This is a genomic window from Weeksella virosa DSM 16922 (genome assembly GCF_000189415.1).
Taxonomy (GTDB): domain Bacteria; phylum Bacteroidota; class Bacteroidia; order Flavobacteriales; family Weeksellaceae; genus Weeksella; species Weeksella virosa.
On record NC_015144.1, the window covers coordinates 513,336 to 537,987 of the forward strand.

The window sequence follows — 24,652 nt, forward strand, 5'->3', positions numbered from 1 at the left end:
CTTTATTAATTGGTGGTTATTATTTTTTTCGAATTAGTCTCTATCCTTTCTTATGCTTTTTTTTTAAGATACAAAAAAAGAGGAAAAATATATTTTCCTCTCCTATTAGCTTTCTTCATTCATCGAAAAATAGCAAAATGATATTTTACAGAATATGCTTTTCTGCATGATATGACGATCTCACCAACGGGCCAGATTCCACATGCCGGAAACCTAAACCTCTTGCAAAATCTTCGTATTTTTTGAACTGCTCTGGTGTGATGAATTCTTTCAGCGGCAGATGTTTTTTGGTAGGTTGCAAATATTGGCCAATTGTTATTACATCTACATTTGCATTCGCTACATCGTGTATGGTTTCGTACACCTCCTCTTCTGTTTCACCCAAACCAAGCATCAGACCTGTTTTGGTACGACGTTGACCTGCTTCTTTAGCATAGCGTAGCACTTCTAACGAGCGATCATATTTTGCTTGTATCCGAACTTCGCGAGTTAGACGACGAACAGTTTCCATATTATGCGACAAAACTTCTGGTGTAGCTTTTACAACTCTATCGATATGCTTTTCTATTCCTTGAAAATCTGGTATTAGGGTTTCCATCGTGGTACCTGGACTTATTCTTCTTACAGCCTGAATGGTTTCTGCCCAAATGATCGAGCCCATGTCCTTCAAATCATCACGATCTACAGAAGTGATTACTGCATGTTTTATTTTCATCAACTTTATCGAGCGAGCTACTTTTTCGGGTTCCGCCCAATCAACTTGCTCGGGACGACCTGTTTTTACTCCACAAAATCCACACGAACGGGTACATACATTTCCTAAAATCATAAACGTAGCTGTCCCTTCGCCCCAACATTCGCCCATGTTTGGGCAGCTTCCACTCTGGCAAATTGTATTGAGTTTATATTTATCTACTAATCCTCTTAGCTCACGATGCTTCTTTCCGGTAGGTAACTTTACACGTAACCATTCGGGTTTTTTTACACGACCATCGGCTTGTACTTCTACATTCATATGCTTTTATTGATTGGCTAATTTACGACTATTTTTCTAAAAAATTCCCTCCTTCTTGGTAGATTTTTATGGCCCAAAATCCTCTGTACTTTCTGTTGTAAATCCTACTATTTTTTTTAAAAAAACAATAGACTATTTATTTTTGGAATATTTTTTGATATTAATTGACCGTTAAATTAATTATTCATTTAATAAACAAAAAATAAGATGAAAAATACTTTTTACGCAATTGCTTTTTTAGCTGTAGGCATGATGAGTTGTGAACAAAAAAATCAATCAGAAACTCCTGTCGCTACTACAGAAAACACACAAGATAGTACTGTTGTTTCTGATGTACATAACTCTCGTAATTCGGTTGATTGGCAAGGAACTTATGAAGGAACTTTACCTTGTGCAGATTGCCCAGGTATCAAAACAACAATTGTTCTTAACCAAGACGACTCTTTTACCATGAAACAAGAATATCTAGAACGTGAGTCTGCTTCTGATGATAAAGGAAATTTTGTTTGGTCTGAAGATGGTGGAAAAATCCAACTGAAACTAAAAGACAATGAAGTTTACAATTTCTTAGTGGGTGAAAACAAACTCATTATGCTGGACCAAGATGGTAACGAAGTTACTGGCGAATTAGCAGAGCAATATATTTTAAATAAAAAATAATCATAATAAAAAAAAACCTCCTTTCAGGAGGTTTTTTTTTATTTCATCTGTACAAGATGAGATTTTAGTTACTCTTCAGATTTTCTTCCCATTTCCATGCATTAAACAAGGATGTTTCGAGAGAAATTGTAGGTTCCCAGTCGAGTTCTTTTTTTGCCAAATGATTATCGGCATATGCCTCAATTATATCGCCTGCTCGACGATCTTTTATTTGATATGGAATAGTGATACCAGTAGCTTTTTCGAAAGCTGAAACAACTTCTAGAACTGTAGACCCACGTCCTGTACCAAGATTAAAGATTTCATAATTCTTTTTATTCTTCTTTTCTAATAATCGACGGATTGCTTTTACATGAGCATCGGCCAAATCGTTCACATCGATATAATCTCGGATAGGTGTTCCGTCTCGGGTAGGATAATCATTGCCCCAAACCGATAAAAAAGGACGAATTCCTGCAGCTGTCTGGGTTACATAAGGGACCAAGTTATTGGGTATGCCTTGTGGCAATTCGCCAATTTTAGCAGAAGGATGTGCTCCTACAGGGTTGAAGTAACGCAAAGCAATAACGGATTTATCATTAATAGCTACAAAATCTTCTAGTATTTCTTCTCCTATTTTTTTGGTATTACCATAAGGAGATTCTGTACGTTGAGTTGGTGTATTCTCATCAATCGGCATTTTATCAGCTTGTCCGTAAACGGTACAAGACGAACTAAAGATAAACGAATCGAGCTGAAAAGTCTCCATTGCTTCTAGAATATTCAACAGACCTACCAAATTATTTCGATAATATTTCAATGGAAATTTTACCGATTCACCTACCGCTTTGTGTGCTGCGAAATGAATGATTCCGTCAATTTTATTATTTGCGAAAAAAGTGTGTACTTGTTCTTGATCTTTCAAATCGAAATTATAAAAATCGAACGTTTTATTGGTGATGCTTTCTATGCGTTGTTTCATTGTTTCTTCTGCATTCGATAAGTCATCTATAACCACAACTTCATAACCTACCTCTAAGAGCTGTACCACGGTATGCGAACCTATGTAGCCGAGTCCACCGGTTACTAAAATTTTATTCATATCGATTTTTTTGTAAATGATGAATGATAAACCATCTACTGACTGGTAAAATTATTGTGCAAAAAATTCTTTTACACTTTCTGTAATATAGGTCAATTGTTCATCGGTCAATTCTGTATGCATTGGTAAAGAAATAACCTCATTGATTAATCTATTTGTATTCGGGAATTCTTCATCTGCATAACTCCCATTGTCATAAGCTTTTTGCTTACGCAACGGAACAGGATAATAGATCATAGCTGGGATTTCTTTTTCTGCTAAAAAAGCTTGTAAATCATTTCTTTTACCATTCATTACGCGTAAAGTGTATTGATGAAATACGTGGGTTGAATCATCTGCAAGAACTGGCGTCAACAATTCATCTATTTCTTCGAAAGCTTTGTTATAAAAACTCGCTGCTTTTTGTCTTGCTGCATTATAGGAATCCAAATGAGGTAATTTCACTCCCAATACTGCTGCCTGAATACTGTCTAAACGAGAGTTAACACCAATTTCGTCATGGTAATAACGTTTGTACATTCCATGATTCACGATTCCTCGCATTTTATGTGCAAGTTCGTCATTATTGGTAAAAATTGCTCCACCATCTCCATAGCATCCTAAGTTTTTCGATGGGAAAAAAGAGGTACAACCAATATCACCAATCGTTCCGGCCGATTTACCTTTATATTTGGCTCCAATTGCTTGCGCTGTATCTTCAATTACGTACAAGTTATGTTCTTTTGCAATTTCTAATATTGCGTCCATATTGGCACATTGGCCGAAAAGATGAACCGGAATAATGGCTTTTGTTTTTGGAGTAATTGCAGCTTTTAATCGATCTGTGTCGATTGTAAAGGTTTCGTAATCAACATCCACCAACTTAGATTTTAATCCTAATAAATTAATAACTTCTACCGTTGCTGCAAAAGTGAAATCTGCAGTAATCACTTCGTCGTCTTGTTCTAAACCCAACGCCATCAAAGCTACTTGTAAAGCATCTGTCCCATTTCCACAAGGAATCACGTGCTTAACGCCTAAGTATTCTTCGAGCTTTGTCTGAAAATCTTTTACACTTGGACCATTGATAAAAGCAGCTGATTCTATAACATTCTGAATTGATGAATCTACAGCCGATTTGATATTTTGATATTGACTTTGCAAGTCAACCATCTGAATTTTTTTCATAAGAATCTGTTCTTCTTTAAACGAAACAAATGTACAAAAACATCTACATTTATCTGTAACTTTGTACACAATGCAATTATTATATACTATATTCATCGAAGTCTATGGTTGGATACTTACAATAGCTTCATTATTTCATCCGAAAGCAAAACTTTGGGTAAATGGAAGGAAAAAATGGGAAGAAAAATTAGGCCATAAAATTTCTAGTATCGACCAAGTCATATGGATGCATTGTTCTTCGCTTGGCGAATTTGAGCAAGGGCGGCCTGTACTAGAGGCTTTACGAGATGAATATCCGAATCACACGCTGGCTTTATCTTTTTTTTCTCCTTCGGGCTACGAGGTCAGAAAAAACTACCAAGGTGCCGATTATATATTTTATCTACCGCTCGACTCCCCAAAAAACATGCGACGGTTGGTAGAACTTCTGCATCCCGAAATGCTAATTTTGGTGAAGTATGAATATTGGTATAATATGATTGAAGCTCTGGACAAGAAAAAAGTACCAATATATGTGATTTCTGCTATTTTCAGGAAACAGCAAAACTTTTTTTGGTTCGATGGAAAGAATTGGTTTGCGAAACAACTCCGTAAAATAACTCATTTTTTTGTACAAAATGAAGAGTCTAAACAATTATTGCAGCATATCTATATCGATCAGGTAACAATTTCTGGTGATACGCGCTTCGATCGTGTAAAAAATTTATTGTCTGAAAATTTTGATGATGAAAAAATTCTTCATTTCAAAAATCAACATCACTTGATCGTCGTTGGAAGTTCTTGGCCAAAAGATGAAGAATTATTTCTCAACTATTTTACACAGAATCCTTTGCCTGGCAATTGGCGTCTTTTATTTGCACCGCACGAGGTAGACGAAAAATCTATCGAAAATCTACAGCAAAAATTTCCAGAAGCAGTACGTTATTCATCCTACCAAAAGGAAGAAACTTCATCCTCTATTTTGCTTGTAGATACCATCGGCCTGCTGAATAAAATCTATGCACTAGCCGATATTGTTTACATTGGAGGAGGTTTTGGTGCGGGAATTCACAATACTTTAGAAGCGGCAACGTATGGAAAACCGATTATTATTGGTCCGAAATACCAAAAATTTCAGGAAGCGGTGGATCAAATCGAAAATAAAAATATGATTTCTATCAGAAATCAAAAGCAATTTGATAAGATTCTGAGAAAATTAATGACCGATTCTGCATTACGAAACCAAATGGGCATCATATCTCGTAATTATATTAGTAACCAACCACTTGCTACAAAAATCATCCTACAAAAATTACGAGAAATGCAATAAATTTTACCATTTCTTAATAAAAATTTAATTATAAAAATCAAATAGTTTCCCTAATATTTATCATTTTTTACATCTTAGAAACGCTGTAATTTTGCTGCAAGATTTAGATATAAAATTTATGAAAAAATTAATCTTAGTAGCTTCTGTTTTAGCTATAGGAGCTAATGTACAAGCACAAGAAGTAGGTTCTTTTGGTTTTGAAAAAGGAAATGTAATCGTTGAAGGAAACTTAGGATTTAATTCTTCTAATGACAAAAACAAAGATGAAAAAATCAATAAATTTACCTTCACTCCGAAAGTAGGATACCTAGCTACAGACAAATTTGCAGTAGGTATTGCAGCTGGTATTGGTACAGACAAAACAAAACTTAATGGAGTACAAACAGAAAAAATCAATACCTATGATTTAGGAGTTTTCGGACGTTACTATTTCTTAGATTTAGGACAGCGTTTCAAAACATTTGCGGAAGTTGATTTTGGTTACACTAACGTGAAATACGAAAATTTAACTACAAAAGAAATCAAAGCTGATGGATTTAATTCTGGATTATCATTAGGGATGAACTATTTCTTGACCAACAAAATGGCCATTAACTTTGTTTTAGGTGATGTTATTTCGTACAACTCAGTTAAGGTTGACGGTGGGAAATCTGTTTCTAACTTCAATGGAAATATCAATGCTTTTGATAACTTCTTCGACACAGCTAAATTTGGTCTAACATACAAATTCTAAACTATACATAATTTAGTTTTTTTTAAAAGAACCGCTAATTTTTAGCGGTTTTTTTATTGTCTAATTTTCCCATCATCCTTTCTTTTTTATTTCTCCGAAAAAAGCTTAATTTTCAGCAATGATACAAGTAGGAGATTTTAAACTATACAATGCCTCTGCTGGCGCAGGAAAAACCTATACATTAGTAAGAAATTTACTAATAATTTTATTGCAAAATTCTCGTGATAATTGGTTCGAATATATTTTGGCAATCACCTTTACCAACAAGGCTGCAAATGAGATGAAAGAAAGAATTCTTCTCAACCTGAAAGAGTTGGCAGATCCTACTAAAAAGCAAAACGATTATATACAAGGAATTGCAAAGGATACAAAGCTTTCTATAGATGAAATTCAACAAAAAGCGCACAGAATCTTAACATCTATTTTGCATAACTATTCTAAGTTTTCTATCAGTACAATAGACAAATTCAATCTTCGATTAATCAAATCTTTTGCACAAGATTTAGGTTTATCTATGAGTTTTGATGTTGAAATGGATGTCAAAACTTTGATAGAAGAAGCGGTAAATTTGGTGTATTCTAAAATCGGGAAAGACGAGGAACTCACCGAATCTATTCTCGATATGTCGTTGAGCAATATGGAGGAGGACGCTTCGTGGAATATTCGATATTCACTAAAAAAACTTGCCGAAAATCTAGCAAGCGATATACACTTAGAAGAATTGAGCAAAATGAATATGCTTGGTTTACAAGATTTTGATAAGTTCCGTCTGCAATTGGCAAATAGACAAAAAGAGCTTTACGAGGATTATCATACTATATATCTTGCATTTAACGAACTTCTAAAATCGCATAATTTATCGGTGGATGATTTTCCTCAAAAATCAAGAGGAATAGGAGGTTTTTTTAATAAATTCAACAAGTACAAAGACAAAAAAATTGTTAATCTAAATTCTTATTCTCAGAAAACTCTCGATGGAGAATATAACGAAAAACATCCACTTATTGTTCCTGTAATAGGAGAACTCAATGTTTTGTATCAAGCAGTAACACAGCTTAATCAGAAAAATATTTTGTACAATGCTTTGCAAAAAAACATCCAAGCTTTGAGCCTCAATAACGAGATTAGAAAAGCCTTAGAAGAAATCAAGAAAGAAAACAATCTGCTATTGATCAATGAATTCAACACATTAATTAGCGAACATATTCAGAATCAACCTAGCCCGTTTATTTATGAAAAAATAGGAAGCAAGTTCAAACATTATTTTATTGATGAGTTTCAGGACACCTCGACTTTGCAATGGAAAAACATGTATCCTTTGATCGAAAATGCATATGCACAGAACGATACAATTATGCTGGTAGGCGACGTAAAGCAATCGATTTATCGTTGGCGAGGAGGAAACCCTAATCTGATGATCAATATCAAAGAGCAAATTCCATCCATAAAAATAGAGAATCTAGACACGAATTGGCGCAGCTACGAAAATATTATTTTATTCAACAATTCATTGTACCAATCTATTTCGAAAAATCTAAGTTCTAACTCACATCAAGCCATTTATCAAGCAGGCAGCAATCAATTGACAAACCCCAAAAAAGGAGGTTATGTATTGGTAGAGTTTTTAGAGGAGACTGCTGAAAAGAAAATGAATGAAGTTCATCTAGACCGAGTTTTAGAAACAGTAGAACGCATAAAAAAGGATGGATTCCTGTACAGCGACATTGCGATTCTTGTACGCAAAAACGATAAAGGAACTCTAGTTGCCGAACATTTGGCAAAAGCCAACATCCCGATAATTTCTAATGAAGCCTTGTTGCTGAAAAATGCAGCAGTAATTCAATTCATAGAATGCTTATTACAGATTGCTCACCAGCCACTCAATAAACAACAAATTGCGAAAAGTTTCTTACTTGCTTATCAGATGAATTTACTCCAACAGGTCGATTTCACAGAGCTGATAAGCGATGCAATCCAAGATAGTCCCGAAAGTTTTTTGATCGTTTATCAACGGTTAGGATATGATTTGCGTTTTTTGTTTGATGAAAATTTATCGTTGTATGATTTGATTGAGCAATTACTCAACATTTTTCCGTTCGAGTCGTCTACCGATGCCTATAGAATTGCATTTCTAGATGAAGTTTTGAGCTTCACATCTAAAAACGAAACCACGATTGCCAATTTCTTAGCGCATTGGAATATAAAAAAAGAAAAATTGAGTTTACAAACTCCAAAAGGAGTCGATGCTTTACAAATCATGACGATTCATAAATCAAAAGGCTTAGAATTTCCAGTTGTTATTTATCCATTTATAGAAGACAAAATAAACTACAACTCTGATATTTGGATTCCCTTAGAAAAAGAAGAAGATCAACCATTCGAATCTTTTTATGTTACTATAACTTCTGATCTAAAAATCATAGAAAATCGAGAAATAAAAACAATTATCGAAGAAGAAAATCATCTCAATGAACTCGATAATCTAAACGTTTTGTATGTTGCCACTACACGAGCGAAAGAGCAATTGTATCTTTTTGCAAATTTACCAAAGGATAATGGAAAAGAAGAAAAACCAGCAATCAATAGTTGGCTCTATAAATTTGTACGAGAACAACAACCCAAAAATGAATCTAATCGGTTCGAGCTTTTTGGTGAAGCCATTCGTGTTTCGGGACAAGAAGAAATTCTGAAAGAAGGAATCGACATTCCGTATTATCAACAAAACTGGACCAATCATTTAGCAATCAGCACCAACTCAGAAAAAACGAAACAAGAAAGAGAAAGGACAGCTTTTGCAAATGCAATACACTCTATCCTATCGAAAATCTTTCTGCAAGAAGATGCAGAAAAAGCAATAGAAGTTGAGATGCACTCTACTTTACTAAATAAAGAAGAAAAAACCAAAGTAGAAAAGTTAATTTATCAGATTATTAATCATCCTCAGCTAGCAGAGTTTTATAACAACCCAAAATCTGTTATCTTGAATGAGCGAGATTTCATTGCCGAAGATGGACAGATTTTCCGTGCAGATCGAGTAGTGATCCATCAAAAGAATTTGAGCATAATTGATTATAAAACCGGGAGTCCTCAACTAAAACATCAATCCCAAATTGATCATTATGCTAATTTTTTCAACCAATTAGGCTATACAAGCATAAAGAAAATACTGGTCTATATCGATAGTCAGGGCCAAACAATTAGCATAGACGAAGTAAACTGATGAACGAGCAACTAAAAATACAACTATCCGCCTTACCCGAAACACCTGGTGTTTATCAATACTATAATAAAAAAGGAAATTTACTATACGTTGGCAAAGCCAAAAACCTAAAGAAAAGAGTAAATTCTTATTTCAATAAAACCCACGATTCTGGTAGGATACGATTATTGGTAAAAAAAATAGACCGGATAGAAACCATCAATGTAGCAACAGAGTACGATGCCCTATTGTTAGAGAATACGTTGATCAAAAAAAATAAACCGCGCTACAATATAATGTTGCGTGACGACAAAACTTATCCTTGGATTTGTATCAAAAAAGAGCCTTTTCCACGGATAATAAGCACACGGAAATTGGTGAAAGATGGGTCAGAATATTTCGGTCCATATTCGAGTATTCGGGTGATGCGCACCTTGTTAGAACTTATTCGAGAATTGTACTTCATCCGAACTTGTTCGTATGACCTGAGTGAAGATAACATAGAAAAAGGAAAATACAAAGTATGTTTAGAATACCATATTGATCGGTGCAAAGGACCATGCGAAGGATTGCAAACCGAAGCCGACTACGATATGCAAATTCAGGCGATACGGAATATTATCCGTGGCGATTATGCCGAAGGTAAACGGTATCTTACCGATTTGATGGAAAAATTTGCAGCAGATTTGCAATTTGAACAAGCACAAAACATCAAAGAAAAATTAGAAGCTCTCAGCTCTTACCAAACAAAATCCACGGTAGTTCATCCTTCTATCACTCGAGTAGATGTTTTTTCGATTATTTCGGATGCTGATTATGCATATATAAATTTTTTACGGATTCATAACGGAGCTATTATACAATCGCATACCGAAGAATGGAAAAAGAAGCTAGAAGAAACCGATGAAGAATTGTTAACGACTGCAATAATAGAATTTGGTGAGCGTTTTGATTTGCAATCGAAAGAGATCTATGTGCCGTTCGCGTTAGATCTAGAAATACCGAATGTAAAAATTACGGTTCCGAAAATAGGCGACAAAAAGCATATTGTAGACTTATCCGAAAGAAATGCTAAATTGTATCGATTGGAACAACTTAAACGCACAAAATTAGTAGATCCTGATCGACATACAAATCGAATCATGAAACAGATGAAAGTAGATTTACGCCTCCTAAGAGAACCTCGACATATAGAAGGTTTTGACAACTCGAATATCCAGGGAACAAATCCTGTTTCGGCCTGTGTAGTTTTTAGAGATGGTAAACCAAGCAAGAAAGATTACAGAATTTTCAATGTAGAAACAGTCGACGGACCAAATGATTTTGCAACAATGGAGGAAGTAATTTACCGTCGATATTCTCGCTTACTCAACGAAGGAGAAGCATTGCCGGATTTGATTTTGATTGATGGCGGAAAAGGACAACTTTCGTCTGCACTGAAAAGTATCGATCGATTGGGCTTACGCGGAAAGGTGAGCGTCATTGGGATTGCGAAACGATTAGAAGAAATATTTTATCCGAATGATCCTTACCCTTTGTATTTGGATAAAACTTCGGAAACCCTCAAAATTCTACAACAAGTGCGTGATGAGGCACACCGTTTTGGGGTTAGCCGCCACCGCAATAGAAGAAGTAAAAGCGCATTCAAAACCGAGTTGGATGAAATCCCAGGTATTGGTAAAAAAACAATTGAAAAATTATTAAGAAATTTCGGATCGGTAGAGCGTATTAAATCAGCAAGTTTAGCTAATTTAGAAGAAGTTATAGGACAGTCGAAAGCTATAATTATAAAAAATTATTTTAGTAATGAAGAAGATACTCGTAGACAGTGATTTGCCATCATTGATGAATAATTATCGCTTACAAACGATATTGGCTTTGGTGCCAAATTTATTTTTCATTCTTACGATAACCAGCTATTTAGCTATTTATTATTCGCTATTTAGCTATATCGGAGACTCGAAAGGTTTGGCTTATGGGCTTTTGGGAAATTTATTGATTTTTATTGTATTGGCTTTTTTCAGTTTTTTCACAGGTTTAATTTCTTTTATTTATTATATTCTTCATGTAGTTAAAAACCCAAATTTGCAAGAGCATGACAATCGTTTGTTGTGGATTATTGGAGTTGTTTTTGGGATGGGGCTCGGGACACTAATATATTGGTGGACACAAATAAAAAAGAAAGATCCAAAACCTTTGATCGACATTTATTCTGACAATTTATAACCTTTCTTTTGCTGCTATCAACAAAATTAGATTCTCTGAAAAAAGGTGAATAGTCCAATGCATATTTAGTATTTGGGTAAAATGATGTAAAAAATATATATTACGTAGGATGATAAAAAAATTCCTCCGAGCTGTTGGCTCAGAGGAATTTTGTGTTTATGGTTTTAATCTTTATTAGAAGATTAGTTACCCCATCCTGGATATTGTTGATCTTTAAGTATTGGATTAATATTTAAAGAGTAAGATGGAATTGGTAATACAAATAATTTATCACCTGTGGCAACATTACAATTTGCATTACAGTTTGTTGCTTTAACAATTGGTAAGTTATTACGTTTCAAGTCAAAGAAACGTTGTCCTTCACCAACAAATTCTTTACGTTTTTCTGTTAAAACAGCTGCTAATGCATCACCTGAATATGTAGTACCTCCACGCTCTGTTGCAAAAGTGTTAACCTCTGCTAAAGCTGTAGCGCCTTGCCCAGATTTTGCCATTGCTTCCCATTTGATGAATTTAGCTTCTGTTAAACGCAATGTTTTAACATTGGCAATGTTTTGATCTGTAACAATATAATTTTTATATTTCTTGATGAAATAACCTGGGTTTGGTGCATCATCATCGCGTGTATCTTTTAGAAATAAATTTCTACGTACATCATCAGCTCCGAATAAATCTACCAAATTAGAACGTACCAAAATAGATTTTCTGGTATTTTCTTCAGTACCTACGTTATATGGATCATATAAAACTCCCATAGAATAGTTTACACCTGGGTTTGCCAAAACGCTATTCCCTATTTCGAAAACAGTTTCTGCTTGATTATCTACTTTATCCGAATAAAAATATTCTTGTAATTGATCAGCTGTTACTAATGAAAATACTCCTGGTGCTTTATTCAACGCATCATCTGCATACGAGATTGCATTTGCATAATCGCCTACTGTTAAGTAAGCTTTTGCTAACAATAATCGAGCAGCTGTTGATGATAAGAACGATTTGTTTACCGGCGTTTCATTTTCTGCTACGATTCCTGCTTTCAAATCACTAATGATTTGCGCATAGGTATCTGCAACAGAAGAACGTCCGTAAAATGCAAATGGATCGAACTCTCCTGTATATAGAGGGATACCGTATTCTTGGTTTTTACCTGAAGTTGGGTTTTCTCCCCATCCTTGTGCTAAATAAAAGAATGCCATTCCTCTAGCTGTATAAGCCTGAGCTTTCATAGCTTTAACATTGTCAGTTTCTTCTATTTTTGCATTGATAATAAAGTTTGCTTGGGCAACGATATCGTATAGCTCGTTGTAGATCGCATTCTGATCTCCTGCAGCAGCAGACCAATTCATGTTATGGAATGTTAAGAAATACCCACTATTAGTACTACTTACGAATAAATCATCCGATGCTAAGTTCCCTAAATTAGGGATATAAGAATTAAAAGATTCTGCTACAGCAAACTGTGTATACATTCCTTTTAATACAAATTCCATCGTAGATTCATCCTTGATAGGATTTACCCCTGCTTCAATACCAACCCCATCTTCTGGAAATTGCACCAAGTCATCACTACTACAAGAAAATGCAGTAATAGCGAATGCTGTTAATAATATATATTTAATTTTTTTCATTTTAAATTAATTTTTAGAAGTCAATAGATACACCAAATGAGATACTCTTCATGATTGGAGAAGTATAATCAAATACCCCTTTTCCTTGCCATCCGTATGAGAATGCATTTGAGTTTGATTCTGGATCAAAAGCTAATGTATCATCAAATACCCATGTAACTAAATTATTACCTCTCAAGTATACGGTTAAATTATCTATACCAGAATCTTTTAATAAGTCTCCGAAACTATAAGATAATTTTACTTCTTTCAGACGAATGAAATCTCCGTCTTTTAAAAAGCGAGTAGACGCTAAACGAGAGTTTGGATTATTAGAACCCCATTTCTGGATTGGGTTACTTGCATTTCTATTTTCTGGTGTCCAAGAATCATATAATGCTGATGCCAATTGGTTGTAAGTTACAGATGCTCCATCTCCTAAAGAGTAAGATTGCCATGAGTCGAATACTTGGTAATCGAATGCTCCTGAGAAGAATACGCTTAATGAGATATTTTTCCAAGACATGTCAGAACGTAAACCTGCCATCCATGTTGGGAATGGTGTTGTTCCTTGGAAATATTGTTTAGCTTTACCTCTATCATTGGTTGTTTCTGTTTCTGTTTCGTCTGTAAACCATAATGCATCACCATTTGTAGGGTCTACTCCTGCCCATCCGTAAGTGTAGTATTCACCAAACTTACGTCCTTCTTGGATTGCTTTCATACCTCCTGCTAGATATCTAGCATTTGGATCTTTCATTTTCCCAATTTCAGATACATTGTAAGATGCGTTAGCGGTTAAGCTCCACAAGAATTCTCCTGAATTGAATGGTCTTACTGTTAAGATCCCTTCTACCCCTTTATTTTCAATTTCTCCAATATTAGTCCATGATGTATTTACAGGGCTCGGAGTTTCATATGGTATTTGTAATGGAAAAATTGCATCGCTAGTTAATTTACGGTAATAATCAAATGATCCGCTTACTACATTGTTTGCAAATGCATAATCTAAACCAATATTTAATTGTTTAGTGGTCTCCCATTTAAGGTCTGGGTTACCTACGTTACTTACAACAAATCCTTTTCCATTGTCTCCGTAATCAGAAGATACTCCCAAGAAAGATACTCCATTATAAGAAGTTCCCCATTGATCGGCATATGGAATGTTACCAATTTCACCGTAGTTTGCACGTAATGTTAAGTTTGTAACTGCAGGTGAATTGATATCTTGTGTAAAGTTATATCCTGCTCCAGCTGACCAGAACCAACCGCCTCTATTGTTTTCTCCTAGAGTAGAGTTATTATCGTTACGTACTTGTCCTGATATTGTTAATCGGTTACTTAGCACATAGTTCAGACGAGCAAAATATGAGTATTGCACCCATTTTTCAAATTCTCCTGTTGCAGCAATAATTGTCCCTGCATTATTCATCAATGGTTTTGCAATCAAAAAGTCTGTACCATGAGCAAAAGCACGTCTCATAGTGTGTTCTTGATATTCCATCCCTACATATGCTTGTAAGTCGTGAATATCATTAAATACTTTTTTGTAGCTTAGGGTGTTTGTCCAGTTCCAATCAAAGAATTTCGAATCGCTCGTATACAAACGTCCATTTACTGAAACTCCGTCTCCATAAAATGGGTTATACCATTGATTTTCATTTAACATTTGGTATTGTCCACCCCACTGAGAGTCGAACGCTACACTAGGAGTTATTTGATAAGTTCCATTAACAGAAGCTAAAAAAGTATCTACATTACCTTTGATATGGCTATGTTTAAGTACTGCTGCTGGGTTGTGACCACCTGCACCACCTAAACTTAGGTTATAATCACCGTTAGCTAAATAAACTGGAGATGTTGGTCTTACTGTCCATTGTGTTAACCATGGATTAGAAAAAGCACCTCCATCTAAATAGGTTTTATTTTCTACAGTAGTAAAGTTAACATTTGCACCTAATTTGAATTTATCAGAAGCTTTATGATCAACGGCTAATGAAGCACTTAAACGATCAAATGCCGAATAAATTGTTAACGGATTATTGTCATAATATGAGAAACCTGCTCTAAATGATGTATTATCACTACCTCCCGTTACGCTGAAATTATAAGTTTTTACTGTTGACACATCACGTTGTACAGCATCTCTCCAGCTTGTATTCGTCTTACCATCCCATCGCACATAATTCTTAAAGAACTCATACCCTTCTTCGCGTGTTGAAGCTAGACCACTGTTGTATCTTAATAATCCACCCCATTGTACAAACTCTTCTGCATTCATGAACTTATTTTCATTATAAGCTTCGTCTTGTACAGAGAATTCAGATGAAATATTAAATCTTGTTTTTTGATTGAATTTACCTCTCTTTGTTGTAACAACTATAACCCCATTTGCTCCACGAGCTCCATATAAAGCTGTTGCTGAAGCATCTTTAAGAACTGTTACATTTTCGATTTGGTTAGGATCTATAGAAGACAGTGGGTTGAATGATGTCATCAAACTACCATTATCTGCACCTTTACCTACTACAACACCATCGATTACATATAATGGGTTTGTAGTCCCTATGAAAGACCCTGCACCACGTATTGCTATAATATTTGCAGAACCTGGTTGTCCTCCTCCTGTAGAGAAGTTAAGACCGGCAACACGACCGTTTAACACCTCATCAACAGATGCTACTGGTGTGTTTTCAAAAACTTCACTCTTAACTGTTTCGTATGATCCAATTTTTTGTGCCGGATCTAACTGAATACCGCCAATGATATTTACCGTCGATAATTCGATTTGTTTCGCCTCTGAAGTTCTTATCACTCCTAAATTGGCAGAAGTTACTTTTACTTCTTTCCCATTTACAATTAGTGTATCCCCTACTTGAGCATCGATATCGAAGTTACCATCCATATCCGTATAGGTTGTTTTATCTGTACCTTTTACAGAAACCTCTACGTCAGATTCAGGGAAACCGTTACCATCGTTTACTGTACCTGTTACTTGTGCGTACAAAGCAGAACCGATTAGGAATGCTCCTACGAAGTAAAGGCTTTTTAAATTTCTCCTCATTTAGTTTTTTTTAAAAAAATTCGCTGTCAAATATAACTTAAATTTAACTTACAAAAAAAAAAGGTATGTTAAAATGAATATTTAACACACCTTTTTTATGAATCCTTTTAAAAAAACTTAAAAATTTTATTAATACTTATCCCAGAAGAGTTTTGTTGTTAACTCATCACCTCCTATTGCAGCCGAAGCAGCTGAATTGTTTGCACCATTAAGATTTCTCTCTGCTGTAGGATATGTAAATCTTGTTGGCAAAGGTAATCCTGATGTTGCTGCAATATTCATTGTAGGAGCATCTAAACGTCGAACAACTGTCCATGCATCGAATCCTTTATTATACATAGCTAAATAAAATTGTTTACCAATTTTTTCTTTCCATGTTCCCGAGGCCGATGAGTAGGCTACCGATGGTTGAGCTAAATAAGCTGCTGCATCTGCAGAGTCAACTCCCCAGAATTCCATAGATGCTAAAATTGCATCATTATAATGCGACTCTATAGATCCTCCGACTGCATAGCCTCTTGCGGCACTTTCGGCAAGCAGGAACTTAACTTCAGCATAATCTAATAGATTTCCTGGATAATCTTTACGATGCAAAAGATCTGAAATTTGTGTATGAGTTGCATAAGGGGTTGCTAAACCATAAACACCTCCTACAAAAACTCCAGAACCTAGATTTTCTCTAAAATATTTAGGTCTCCTAGGGTCATTTAATTCATTCATTTGGTCAACAATAGTGTTTGCTGCTACAAAATCTGCTCGTCCAGAGTTTACTAAATCGTCCCACAGTGGGTTTACGTATGGTTCTGATCCTGGGTAAACCAATGTGAAATTATCATCATTTGATGTCATTATACCGAAAGCTACAGCTTCTTGAACAGTACTTTGTGCCAATGCGTTATCTGCATCTGAAATCTGCACTGCTGCTTTGAGTAATAATGATGCTCCAAATTTCTTCCATTTACTCATGTTTCCTTTGTAGACAATATCATTTGATCCAAATCCACTGCCAGAAACTTCTATGCCCGAAACACTAGCTTTTAATCTATTAATCAGATCTGTGTAGATTGTTTTTGCATCATCATATTTTGGCGTAATGTTATCACCTCCCTGTAAAGCTTCTGTATAAGGAACATCTCCGAAGGTATCTACCAATACCATCCAGGCCTGAACCTGAAGTATGTCTACTATTGCCAATTGATTTGCTTTTTCAGAGGCACTTAAAGAAGCGTTTTCTTCTATAAGCTTTTTGGCAGATTTCAAGTCGAATAGTACATCTGTGTTTAATCTTGTCCATAATCGCCCATTGATATTACGCGTTTCTAAGTCATAGTTCGATTCTTCTACATATTGCGTTTCGTTCCATTGTTGCGACCATAGCCTGAATACGTTCAGATTCACATTGGTATTGAGCATTTGGTAAAAATAACTTGTAACGGCGTTGGTAACAAAGTATTCTGCTGGGACGTCACTTGGGTTGATCGGATCCACGTTCAAGCTATCGTAGTAATCATCTGAACATGATTGTATTGCTAAGACTGTAGCTAAGGCTAATATTATTTTTTTCATTTTACTAACTTTTAAAATTGTACTTTAAGATTTAGACCAATCTCTCTATAGGTTGGGTGTGCTCCTGATTGATATCCTTGAATATTACCTGCACTTAATCCGGCTTCTGGATCAGCGTATGGTACATTTTTATGGATAATCCATAAGTTACGTCCTACTGCCGATAAAGAAAGCTTTTGAATAAATGTATTTCTCAAGAATTTTTCTGGTAAATCATACGATAGTGTAACGTTTCTCAGTTTTACGAAAGATGCATCGTAAATATGTTCTTCTCTTACACCTCCAAGATATCCCCAAGGGTTATTATTACCATCAGAAGCATCCACTCGAATGGTATTTGGATTACCATTCTGATCAACACCTGGCAAGATTATTCCACCACCATTTTGTAACGAGTTACGAATTGGGTTGCCTAAATCGTTTAATCCTGTTGTGAAATTGTTGTACAACCCTGTTGCATATCCGTAGAACGTGTCTAAAGAGAAGACATCGCCACCTTTTTGGACATCAATCAGGAATCCTAAACTAAGGTTTTTATATGTAAATGTGTTTTTCACACCTCCTGTCCAATCCGGATTCATATTACCCAATATAGTAGTTGATGGCGAAAGGACATAGTATCCATTTGCATCTACTATTCTATTTCCTGCATCGTCGTAGGTATATCCTCTACCTCTAATAATACCTACTGCCTCACCTATTTGAGCTCCAATGGTTACACCTCCCTGAACAGCTGCTAATTGATAGTACTCAATATCACCATTGAATCTTAACATTTCGTTCTGGTTTTTTGCAAAGTTCACAGTCATTTTCCAGCTAAAGTCTGCCGTTCTGATTGGCTCTAAACCTAAACGTACCTCAATACCTTCGTTTTTAATGTCACCCATATTTGTCCATTGACGAGATGCACCTGTTGAGGTCGACACATCTACATCGGTAATCAAATCATAAGTTTTTCTATTATAGTACGAAACATCGAAATTAACTCGGTTTCTGAAGAAGCCCATCTCTAGACCAACTTCATACTCCTCCATTATTTCTGGTTTCAGGTTGGCATATCTATTAGCCGATGGATTGGAAGCTGATCCTACAGATCCGAAACTTGCATTCACATCATAGGTATTCCATAATCTATATGGTGCTGTATCGTTACCAACTTGAGCATAATTCAATCGGATTTTTCCAAAATTAACAGCAGATGATTTCATTAATTCTGAGAATACAAAACTCAAAGATCCTGAAGGATACCAATATCTATTGCCATTGGTCGATTGAGACCATAATGATGATGATCTATCTGTACGGATTGATCCTTCTAGGAATAACATATTACGATAACCCAAACTAGCTCTCAAATATTCACCGTCTACCATTTTCTTATATCTTGATTGTGAAACATCTGCAACAGTTAAAGGGTTTACAGAGTTCAAAAGCGAATATAATCTAGGTATTTTCAATCCTCCATTGGTTTGTGCGGCAAAAGCCTCATAATTTTGCACTCTCAGATTCCATCCTAAATCCGCATTTAAGTTCAAATCATCCGTAAGATTTTTATTCACATTAAAGATTACATCATAGTTACCTTCCGATACATCAAAATTCCGTATAGTATACGACCCTGGTGAACCGGCTGATCCTATTGCCAATCTTTCTTCTCTTTTTTCTGTGTAGTTATCAAAGCCATATCGCCCTAAAACGCTTAACCAATCGGTTAATTCATAATTTACGGTAACACCACCATTATAACGCTTACGATCATCATTTTGGAAGTTTTCATACCGTGTAAAGAAATAGTTGTCAGAGTATAAAGGCTTCAAATAACTACTATTTGCAGGATCAATCGATGCTAAGTTCCAAGTAGCATTTTCTTTCTTCAACCAATATGCCTTTCTAAGGTCCTCTAAATCCACATTCACTTGCCACCATTGACGAAACTGTTGCATTGGATTCCACCCATCATAACCAGTACCAACTCTACCTTTAGCAGAATTGTCTACAAAGTTCATTTTTGCGCTAACCGTTAATCTGTCTGTGATGTTGTACGACCCAGTAAAATCTATTGAGTTTCTTAGCAATTTACTGTTTACTAAACCAAATTCGTCTTGAAAATTAGTAAAACCTACCCGAAAATTTCCTTCGTCGTTAGAACCAAAAAAGGATGCAGAATTTTGGAAGGTTGTGATGCTTTTCCAAATTGCATTAGGATCATTTTTTGCAGCTACCCAAGGCGTTTTTTGCCCAAAAGTTGGCATTCCTTCCCAGAAAGCTGTCCATTGATAAACCATCAAATTTGGATCGAAAGCTGCTCCGTATGATGCATCATCACCATACATAACATATAAATCACTAGGATTAGAACCTGCTGGCCCAGCATTGAAGTATGGATTAACAGGGCTACTCCCGTTATTCGTGTACCCTGCTCCGTATTGTTTCTGATATTCAGGTAATGTTGATTTGTCGACTGTACCAACGGTAATAGACGAATTGAATTCTGCTCCTATTCCTCTTTTTTTAGTCCCTTTTTTTGTGGTAATCATCACCACACCATTCATCCCTCGAGAACCATATAACGCAGCAGCAGCAGCCCCTTTCAGGACATTGATAGTTTCAATATCATTCGGATTGATGTCTGCGGCAGCATTCGCATAATCGAATCCTCCTCGACCAGTTTGCTGACCTGCGGTATTCAAGGTAGAGTTATTTATTGGCACACCGTCTACAACAATTAATGCTTGGTTATCACCAATCAAAGTACTCGTACCACGAATTACCATATTGGTAGATCCTCCTCTAGATCCAGATCCTTTGATATCCAAACCAGCAATTTCACCTGACAAGGCATCTGCAAAGTTGGATACCGGCGACTGATTTACAACATCCCCACTAATCTCTTGCGTTGCGTAACCAAGCGATCTTTTCTCTCGTGTAATCCCAAGAGCTGTTACCACAGCCCCCTCCAGCTCGATAGCTTCTGTTTGTACTGGTTTCAAAGAAACTGCATACGAAGTACTATTACCTACAACAAAGGTTTGCATAGGTAAACCAAAAGATTCTACCGTAATCGTTTCTCCTTCGTTTGCTTCTATACTAAATTTACCATGCTCATCAGTATACACCTCTGCTCCTGCAGAAGACTTAACTATGGCATCGACTACAGGAAAACCGTCTTTGTCAGTTACAGTTCCTGTTACTGTTTTCACTTGTGCAAACAATGCAGAGCTCACTATAAAAGACCCCCACAAAGAACAAGCTTCTTAAATTTCTCCTCATCTGTTAATTATTTTTAAAAACTTAACTCTAAGTTAACAAATTTATTATATATACAAGAAATATATTCCAAATATTTTTGTTAAAACTTTAAAAATTTAACTGAATGCTTAGAAAGTTAACAAATATGGATTATGAATGTGGATGTGATGAAGCCGGAAGAGGATGTCTTGCTGGCCCTGTGATTGCAGCAGCTGTAGTTTTCCCGAATGAGTTTTTCGATTCAACTATAATCGATTCTAAACTCCTAACTAAAATAAAACGCAACAATCTAAGAGAGCTTATAAACACAAATGTTCTGACGGCAGAAATTGGGTTTGTCGACAACCAAGAAATCGATGAACTTAATATTCTTAACGCAAGTTTCGAAGCTATGCATCGGGCTATTAACAAACTGAGTATAGAGCCTGATTTTATTATTGTGGATGGAAACCGATTCAAACCCTACAAAAACATTCCGCACGAATGCATCGTAAAAGGTGATGCCAAATATATTTCGATTGCAGCCGCTTCTATTTTAGCCAAAACCTATCGCGATGAATATATGCAGAAAATACACAAAGAATACCCCATGTATCATTGGGATAAAAACAAGGGGTATCCTACCAAACAACATCGAGAAGCTATCCGAGAGTTTGGGGTTTCACCTTATCATAGAACGTCTTTTCGGTTGTTCGACGAGCAACTTTCACTTGATCTTGAATAATAAAAAAAGCTCTGAACATGCAGAGCTTTTTATCCTAACATTCCGATACAATATATTCGGCATAAATTATTTTCTAAATTACATAGATAAAACAGAAATCATTTAAACCTTATACAAAAGGTGCTTTAACCACTTCTGCTAAAATGTTTTTGTCACGAATTTTTATACGAATTGTTGTCCCGATTTTAGCAAAGTCTATGTGAACATACGCCAAACCAATCCCTTGTTTCAGCATAGGAGATTGTGTCCCAGAAGTTACTTCACCAACTGTATTTTCGTTATCATCCACTACTTTATAACCCTGACGCGGAATTCCTCTTTCCAACATCTTGAAAGCTACCAACTTCCGGTCCACTCCTTGTTCTTTCTGTTTCTTCAATGCATCAGAACCAATAAAGTTTGTATCTAATTTGGTTACCCAACCCAGACCTGCTTCGTAAGGTGATGTTGTTTCATTTATATCATTACCATACAGACAATATCCTTTCTCTAGACGTAGCGTATCTCTTGCTGCTAATCCACAAGGAATAATCCCAAAACCCTCTCCTGCTTCTAGCACCTTTTCCCAAATAGTGTCGGCAGCCTCATTACTAAAATATACTTCAAAACCTCCAGAACCGGTGTAGCCTGTTGCCGAGATTAACACATTGTCTATCCCTGCAAATTTCCCGACCACGAAATGATAGAACGGAATCGATGATAAATCTACATCGGTCAACGATTGCATAGCCTCGATTGCTTTCGGACCTTGAATCGCCAACAAAGATCGATTATCCGATTCATTCACCAACTCAACATCAAACGTATTGTACTTGTTCATCCAATCCCAATCTTTGCCTGCATTCGAAGCATTTACCACGACCATCCAATGATCAGCAGCCAAACGATAAATAATTAGATCATCTACAATCCCGCCTTCTTCGTTTGTCATCGCATTGTATTGTGCTTGTCCGTCTGCAATTTTACTCACATCATTCGACAGAATATGTTGAAGGTAATCGATAGACTTTTCTCCTTTTACAAAAATTTGCCCCATATGAGACACATCAAAAACACCGACCTTTTCACGAACGGCAAAATGTTCTTGGTTTACACCCGAATACTGAACAGGCATTTCGAATCCTGCATAAGGAACCATTTTTGCCCCCAAATCTTTATGCTTTTGATTAAGCGCCGTTTTTTTCATTTCTTATTTATTTATAATATTTATCCAAAAATAATAAATTAAAAAAAGATTTTAGACTTGTGTTTTGTCTTGATGGATTAAATTTGTAGAAATAGTTTATTTCTCGTATATGAAACTTAAAAATATTTTATTCGGAGGAGTTATATTCGCCTTATGTTTTGGTTGTAGTACACAAAAAATTGGTCCAACAAATCAAAAAGAAAATTCTTCTATTAACCCCAAACAACTTCACATGAACGATTTACAAAACGGAGATTTGATTTTTGTCGGAGCACATACCGAAGAGCTTTCGGGAGCAATAAGTCGAGTTACAAAAATTTCTACAACCATAAATTATGACCATGTTGGTTTGATAGAAAAAGACAGAAATTTGTTTTACGTTCTTCATGCAGCTACAGAAGGCGGTTCTCAGAGAGAAAGTTTGGATGAGTTTTACACTAATCAGACACAGAAAAAAAACCAAATCGCAATTTATAGATTAAAAAAAGAATATCAATACAGCATACCAAATGCAATCCAGACAGCCAAAACAATGTTAGGTAAACCATATAATTGGCTTTATATTCAAGATGAAAATAGCTTGTATTGCTCAGATTATATCGAAAGAGCTTTTCGACAAGATAGTATTTTCGAATTGATTCCGATGAATTTCAAGAATCCAAACACAGGAGAAATAGATGATTTTTGGGTTCGTTTTTATGCCAAAAAAGGCAAAGAAGTCCCGCAAGACGAACCTGGGACCAATCCCAACCAAATTGCCACATCAGAAAAGTTGGATTTTGTAGGATTACTTGTATTATAAAAATCAAAAATTTTTAATATTTTTAGAACATGAAACAAACCCTTTTCTTGGCGGCTATCTTTTTCGTAATTTTCTTAGGACTGAAGATGGTGTTCGACTACAACAATTTCACCACTCAACTCCTACATTCGGCCATTGCAACGAGTGTTTTTATTGTTTTTCGATTGGTTTTTCGTAATAAGAAAACAAAAGCCTAATTTTTTTTCTGTTCGTTTCTCAGCGCTTCAAGCGCCTGATCTATATGCACTTGAGGATTTTTCGCATCGCGAATATGAGCAATTAAACGTCCTTTTTTATTAAACACAAATGTTTCTCGTGGGTAAAAAAATAGCCATCTTTTCTTGAGACCAAAACGCTTATATAGCAAACCTTTTTTGTCTGATAGAAGTGGAAATTTTAGTCGATGTTTTTCGGCAAATTTCTCATGCGTTTTCGGCGATTGATTATTAATGCCAAGTATCAATGCATCCAAATCGGCAAATTTTTCATGAAAATCTCTAAAAACACAAACCTCTTTGGTGCAAACAGGGGTGAAATCTTTAGGATAGAAAAATAGCACCATATTTTTTTTGTACAGAAACTCGTCCGAATTGAACCAATTTCGCTTATTATCTTCTAAAGAAAAAGACGGGATATGTGTTCCTATTTTCATATTAATCGCCTGAGTATTCGACAAAATTTCTTGGCGTTTCAAACAAAGTAACTTTCAGATCTAAATGATTTTCGAGTTTTGCACGAATTCGATTATAAATTATAATAACAATATTTTCTGCAGTGGGATTGAGGTTTTGAAAATCAACAATATCAAGATTGAGATTTTTATGATCCAAATAATCCTCGACTTCTACTTCGATTATTTTTCTCAAATCATCCAAATTCATCACAAAACCTGTATCGGGATCAATGTCGCCTCGCACACTCACAATCAGCTCATAATTATGCCCATGATAATTAGGATTGGAGCATTTACCGAAAATTTCTCGATTTTTTTCATCTGTCCACTTCGGGTTGTATAAACGATGAGCAGCATTAAAATGCGCTTTTCTATTGACTGTGACTTTCAT

Annotated in this window: 19 protein-coding genes; 9 read left to right on the plus strand and 10 right to left on the minus strand. The window is 35.6% G+C overall.

Annotated features, from left to right (window positions below):
* Positions 1–145 precede the first annotated feature (145 nt).
* Entirely contained in the window at positions 146–1,015 is an 870-nt protein-coding gene (gene lipA / locus WEEVI_RS02600) for a lipoyl synthase (RefSeq protein WP_013597624.1), read from the minus strand.
* 207 nt (positions 1,016–1,222) lie between these two features.
* On the opposite strand from lipA, the gene WEEVI_RS02605 reads away from it, so the two are divergent.
* Complete coding sequence (locus WEEVI_RS02605) at positions 1,223–1,675, plus strand: copper resistance protein NlpE (protein ID WP_013597625.1); 453 nt, start codon at positions 1,223–1,225, stop codon at positions 1,673–1,675.
* A gap of 64 nt (positions 1,676–1,739) precedes the next feature.
* On the opposite strand, the gene galE is transcribed toward WEEVI_RS02605, so the two are convergent.
* A complete protein-coding gene (galE, locus tag WEEVI_RS02610; RefSeq protein ID WP_013597626.1) occupies positions 1,740–2,756 on the minus strand; it encodes a UDP-glucose 4-epimerase GalE in 1,017 nt (338 codons plus the stop codon).
* A gap of 51 nt (positions 2,757–2,807) precedes the next feature.
* Positions 2,808–3,923: a DegT/DnrJ/EryC1/StrS family aminotransferase gene (locus tag WEEVI_RS02615; protein WP_041942045.1), complete on the minus strand. Its 1,116-nt coding sequence runs from the start codon at positions 3,921–3,923 to the stop codon at positions 2,808–2,810.
* 70 nt (positions 3,924–3,993) lie between these two features.
* Here WEEVI_RS02615 and WEEVI_RS02620 point away from each other — a divergent pair, with 70 nt between their 5' ends.
* The 5 genes from WEEVI_RS02620 (at position 3,994) to WEEVI_RS02640 (ending at position 11,390) form a co-directional block, all read left to right on the plus strand.
* Positions 3,994–5,232 (plus strand): 3-deoxy-D-manno-octulosonic acid transferase, encoded by a 1,239-nt coding sequence (locus WEEVI_RS02620; RefSeq protein WP_013597628.1) that lies wholly within the window; start codon positions 3,994–3,996, stop codon positions 5,230–5,232.
* Positions 5,233–5,350: 118 nt separating this feature from the next.
* Complete coding sequence (locus tag WEEVI_RS02625) at positions 5,351–5,965, plus strand: outer membrane beta-barrel protein (RefSeq protein ID WP_013597629.1); 615 nt, start codon at positions 5,351–5,353, stop codon at positions 5,963–5,965.
* Positions 5,966–6,083: 118 nt separating this feature from the next.
* Complete coding sequence (locus WEEVI_RS02630) at positions 6,084–9,185, plus strand: UvrD-helicase domain-containing protein (protein ID WP_013597630.1); 3,102 nt, start codon at positions 6,084–6,086, stop codon at positions 9,183–9,185.
* Positions 9,185–10,996, plus strand: a complete 1,812-nt coding sequence (gene uvrC, locus WEEVI_RS02635; protein ID WP_013597631.1) for an excinuclease ABC subunit UvrC — start codon at positions 9,185–9,187, stop codon at positions 10,994–10,996. Before WEEVI_RS02630 ends, uvrC begins: the two co-directional genes overlap by 1 nt.
* Positions 10,971–11,390, plus strand: coding sequence for a hypothetical protein (locus tag WEEVI_RS02640; RefSeq protein WP_013597632.1), 420 nt, complete (start codon positions 10,971–10,973; stop codon positions 11,388–11,390). Before uvrC ends, WEEVI_RS02640 begins: the two co-directional genes overlap by 26 nt.
* Positions 11,391–11,572: 182 nt before the next feature.
* On the opposite strand, the gene WEEVI_RS02645 is transcribed toward WEEVI_RS02640, so the two are convergent.
* The 4 genes from WEEVI_RS02645 to WEEVI_RS02660 form a co-directional block, all read right to left on the minus strand.
* A complete protein-coding gene (locus WEEVI_RS02645) occupies positions 11,573–13,018 on the minus strand; it encodes a RagB/SusD family nutrient uptake outer membrane protein (protein WP_013597633.1) in 1,446 nt (481 codons plus the stop codon).
* A gap of 13 nt (positions 13,019–13,031) precedes the next feature.
* Entirely contained in the window at positions 13,032–16,061 is a 3,030-nt protein-coding gene (locus WEEVI_RS02650) for a SusC/RagA family TonB-linked outer membrane protein (protein ID WP_013597634.1), read from the minus strand.
* 129 nt (positions 16,062–16,190) lie between these two features.
* Positions 16,191–17,627 carry a SusD/RagB family nutrient-binding outer membrane lipoprotein gene (locus WEEVI_RS02655; RefSeq protein WP_013597635.1) on the minus strand — a complete coding sequence of 479 codons (1,437 nt, stop codon included), beginning with the start codon at positions 17,625–17,627 and terminating at the stop codon, positions 16,191–16,193.
* Between the two features lie 11 nt (positions 17,628–17,638).
* The gene (locus WEEVI_RS02660; RefSeq protein ID WP_013597636.1) at positions 17,639–20,869 is read right to left on the minus strand and encodes a SusC/RagA family TonB-linked outer membrane protein; all 3,231 of its coding nucleotides are present in this window, start codon (positions 20,867–20,869) and stop codon (positions 17,639–17,641) included.
* 131 nt (positions 20,870–21,000) lie between these two features.
* Between WEEVI_RS02660 and rnhB the strand changes: the two genes are divergently transcribed.
* Positions 21,001–21,600, plus strand: coding sequence for a ribonuclease HII (gene rnhB / locus WEEVI_RS02665; RefSeq protein ID WP_013597637.1), 600 nt, complete (start codon positions 21,001–21,003; stop codon positions 21,598–21,600).
* A gap of 109 nt (positions 21,601–21,709) precedes the next feature.
* On the opposite strand, the gene gcvT is transcribed toward rnhB, so the two are convergent.
* On the minus strand, positions 21,710–22,786 hold the full coding sequence (gcvT, locus tag WEEVI_RS02670) for a glycine cleavage system aminomethyltransferase GcvT (RefSeq protein ID WP_013597638.1): 1,077 nt from the start codon (positions 22,784–22,786) through the stop codon (positions 21,710–21,712).
* 232 nt (positions 22,787–23,018) lie between these two features.
* Between gcvT and WEEVI_RS02675 the strand changes: the two genes are divergently transcribed.
* Both WEEVI_RS02675 and WEEVI_RS11320 read left to right on the plus strand, forming a co-directional pair.
* Complete coding sequence (locus WEEVI_RS02675; protein WP_232013433.1) at positions 23,019–23,588, plus strand: YiiX/YebB-like N1pC/P60 family cysteine hydrolase; 570 nt, start codon at positions 23,019–23,021, stop codon at positions 23,586–23,588.
* Between the two features lie 29 nt (positions 23,589–23,617).
* Entirely contained in the window at positions 23,618–23,785 is a 168-nt protein-coding gene (locus WEEVI_RS11320) for a hypothetical protein (protein WP_013597640.1), read from the plus strand.
* Here the strand turns inward: WEEVI_RS11320 and WEEVI_RS02680 are convergent.
* Entirely contained in the window at positions 23,782–24,240 is a 459-nt protein-coding gene (locus WEEVI_RS02680; protein WP_013597641.1) for a peroxiredoxin, read from the minus strand. The two genes, WEEVI_RS11320 and WEEVI_RS02680, sit on opposite strands and share 4 nt — an antisense overlap.
* A 1-nt stretch (position 24,241) precedes the next feature.
* Entirely contained in the window at positions 24,242–24,652 is a 411-nt protein-coding gene (locus WEEVI_RS02685; RefSeq protein WP_013597642.1) for a 6-pyruvoyl trahydropterin synthase family protein, read from the minus strand.

What these genes read in the sequence shown, in the direction of transcription:
- WEEVI_RS11320 (WP_013597640.1), top strand. Translation starts at nt 23,618, where the DNA reads ATGAAACAAACCCTTTTCTTGGCGGCTATCTTTTTCGTAATTTTCTTA.
- WEEVI_RS02685 (WP_013597642.1), bottom strand. Translation starts at nt 24,652, where the DNA reads ATGAAAGTCACAGTCAATAGAAAAGCGCATTTTAATGCTGCTCATCGT.
- rnhB (WP_013597637.1), top strand. Translation starts at nt 21,001, where the DNA reads ATGCTTAGAAAGTTAACAAATATGGATTATGAATGTGGATGTGATGAA.
- WEEVI_RS02645 (WP_013597633.1), bottom strand. Translation starts at nt 13,018, where the DNA reads ATGAAAAAAATTAAATATATATTATTAACAGCATTCGCTATTACTGCA.
- WEEVI_RS02675 (WP_232013433.1), top strand. Translation starts at nt 23,019, where the DNA reads ATGAACGATTTACAAAACGGAGATTTGATTTTTGTCGGAGCACATACC.
- lipA (WP_013597624.1), bottom strand. Translation starts at nt 1,015, where the DNA reads ATGAATGTAGAAGTACAAGCCGATGGTCGTGTAAAAAAACCCGAATGG.
- galE (WP_013597626.1), bottom strand. Translation starts at nt 2,756, where the DNA reads ATGAATAAAATTTTAGTAACCGGTGGACTCGGCTACATAGGTTCGCAT.
- WEEVI_RS02625 (WP_013597629.1), top strand. Translation starts at nt 5,351, where the DNA reads ATGAAAAAATTAATCTTAGTAGCTTCTGTTTTAGCTATAGGAGCTAAT.
- WEEVI_RS02640 (WP_013597632.1), top strand. Translation starts at nt 10,971, where the DNA reads ATGAAGAAGATACTCGTAGACAGTGATTTGCCATCATTGATGAATAAT.
- gcvT (WP_013597638.1), bottom strand. Translation starts at nt 22,786, where the DNA reads ATGAAAAAAACGGCGCTTAATCAAAAGCATAAAGATTTGGGGGCAAAA.
- WEEVI_RS02620 (WP_013597628.1), top strand. Translation starts at nt 3,994, where the DNA reads ATGCAATTATTATATACTATATTCATCGAAGTCTATGGTTGGATACTT.
- WEEVI_RS02655 (WP_013597635.1), bottom strand. Translation starts at nt 17,627, where the DNA reads ATGAAAAAAATAATATTAGCCTTAGCTACAGTCTTAGCAATACAATCA.
- WEEVI_RS02630 (WP_013597630.1), top strand. Translation starts at nt 6,084, where the DNA reads ATGATACAAGTAGGAGATTTTAAACTATACAATGCCTCTGCTGGCGCA.
- WEEVI_RS02650 (WP_013597634.1), bottom strand. Translation starts at nt 16,061, where the DNA reads ATGAGGAGAAATTTAAAAAGCCTTTACTTCGTAGGAGCATTCCTAATC.
- uvrC (WP_013597631.1), top strand. Translation starts at nt 9,185, where the DNA reads ATGAACGAGCAACTAAAAATACAACTATCCGCCTTACCCGAAACACCT.
- WEEVI_RS02605 (WP_013597625.1), top strand. Translation starts at nt 1,223, where the DNA reads ATGAAAAATACTTTTTACGCAATTGCTTTTTTAGCTGTAGGCATGATG.
- WEEVI_RS02680 (WP_013597641.1), bottom strand. Translation starts at nt 24,240, where the DNA reads ATGAAAATAGGAACACATATCCCGTCTTTTTCTTTAGAAGATAATAAG.
- WEEVI_RS02615 (WP_041942045.1), bottom strand. Translation starts at nt 3,923, where the DNA reads ATGAAAAAAATTCAGATGGTTGACTTGCAAAGTCAATATCAAAATATC.